A 2,068-nucleotide genomic window follows, 5' to 3' on the forward strand; every position below is an offset into this window, starting at 1 on the left:
AACTCGACCACGTTGCTTATGTCGTTGGTGGTCGACATGGCGATGTCGGTGACGCGTTCCAGGATCGCCTCCACGATCACCGGGACGCGGTGTTCCGCCGCGAGTTTCTTCGCCTGCTCGAAGGCCGCGCCCAGTTCGTTCGGGTCGGTCACCCGGATCGCCTTGCAGCCCAGGCCCTCGGCGACCTTGACGTGGTCGACGCCGTAGACGCCCAGCTCCGGGGCGTTGACGTTCTCGAACTCCAGCTTGACCTGGAAGTCGATGTCGAACGCCCGCTGCGCCTGCCGGATCAGGCCCAGGTAGGCGTTGTTCACCAGGACGTGGACGTACGGGATCCGGTGCTGCGCCCCGACCGCCAGTTCCTCGATCATGAACTGGAAGTCGTAGTCGCCGGACAGCGCGACGACCTGCGCCTCGGGGTCGGCCTTCGCCACGCCGAGCGCGGCGGGGACGGTCCAGCCGAGCGGGCCCGCCTGGCCGCAGTTGATCCAGTGCCGGGGCCGGTAGACGTGCAGCAGTTGCGCGCCGGCGATCTGGGAGAGGCCGATGGTGGAGACGTACCGGGTCTCGGGACCGAAGGCCTTGTTCATCTCCTCGTAGACGCGCTGCGGTTTGATCGGGACGTCGTCGAAGTGCGTACGGCGCTGGAGGGTGGCGCGCTTCTCCTGCGCGGCGGCCGCCCAGGCGGAGCGGTCGGGCAGCCGGCCCTCGGCCTTCAGCTCCTTCGCCACCTCGACGAACAGCTCCAGCGCGGCGCGCGCGTCGGAGGCGATGCCGTAGTCGGGGGCGAAGATCCTGCCGATCTGGGTGGGTTCGACGTCGACGTGCACGAAGGTGCGGCCGGCCGTGTAGACGTCGAGTCTCCCGGTGTGGCGGTTGGCCCAGCGGTTGCCGACGCCGAGGACGAAGTCGGACTCCAGGAAGGTCGCGTTGCCGTAGCGGTGCGAGGTCTGCAGGCCGACCATGCCGGCGTTGAGTTCGTGGTCGTCGGGGATGACGCCCCAGCCCATCAGGGTCGGCACGACCGGGGTGCCGGTCAACTCGGCGAACCGGACGAGCAGTTCGGCCGCGTCGGCGTTGATGACACCGCCGCCCGCGACGATCAGCGGGCGTTCGGCGGCGTTCAGCATGCCGATCGCCTTCTCGATCTGGGCGCGGGACGCGGCGGGCTTGTAGACCGGGAGCGGCTCGTAGGTGTCCGGGTCGAACTCGATCTCCGTCAGCTGCACGTCGACCGGCAGGTCGATCAGGACGGGGCCGGGCCGCCCGGAGCGCATGAGGTGGAAGGCCTGCTGGAAGACGCCGGGGACCTGCGCGGCCTCCAGGACGGTCACCGCCATCTTGGTGACCGGCTTGGCTATGGAGGCGATGTCGACGGCCTGGAAGTCCTCCTTGTGGATCACGGCGGTCGGCGCCTGGCCGGTGACGCACAGGATCGGGACGGAGTCGCCGGTCGCGGAGTACAGGCCGGTGATCATGTCGGTGCCGGCCGGACCGGAGGTGCCGACGCAGACGCCGATGTTGCCGGGGCGGGCGCGGGTGTAGCCCTCGGCCATGTGCGAGGCGCCCTCGACGTGGCGGGCGAGGGTGTGGGTGATGCCGCCGGAGGCTTTGAGCGCCGCGTAGAAGGGGTTGATCGCCGCGCCCGGGACGCCGAACGCGTCGGTGACGCCCTCACGCCTGAGAATCTCAACTGCCGCGCGGGCAGCGGTCATTCGAGCCATCGAGTACTCCTGCTTCGGCTGTCGGATGCGTACTCCCGTCGCGCCCCGCGGTGAGCACTTCCGTATGGTGGAAATTACTTTCTACTATCTGGAATGAATGTAGGGTGGGTGGCCGGAGCCGTCAAGAGAGGGGCAAATGCCGGACACCCGGCGGACCGCTGGAGGACGATGGACACCGCCCCGAGAACACGGGAGGGGACCATGCCCGAGAGCGTGCCGGTGCGCTGTCCCGCCTGTCGGCGCTCGCACCGCTACACGGCACCGTCGTACCCCTGCGCGTGCGGCGCGCCCGTCACTCCGCCGCTGGACCCGGACGGGGTGCCCGGCCCGGTCGGGCACCGCGC

1 protein-coding gene is annotated in these 2,068 nt (G+C 69.6%); it reads right to left on the reverse strand.

All coding sequences use genetic code 11. The annotated features are described in order from the left end of the window. Positions 1-1,724: glyoxylate carboligase (gcl, locus tag B7767_RS38840; RefSeq protein WP_085576065.1), on the reverse strand; the 1,724-nt coding region annotated here is incomplete at its 3' end. Positions 1,725-2,068 lie beyond the last annotated feature (344 nt).

This window comes from Streptomyces sp. 13-12-16 (genome assembly GCF_002114215.1).
Classification (GTDB): Bacteria; Actinomycetota; Actinomycetes; order Streptomycetales; family Streptomycetaceae; genus Streptomyces.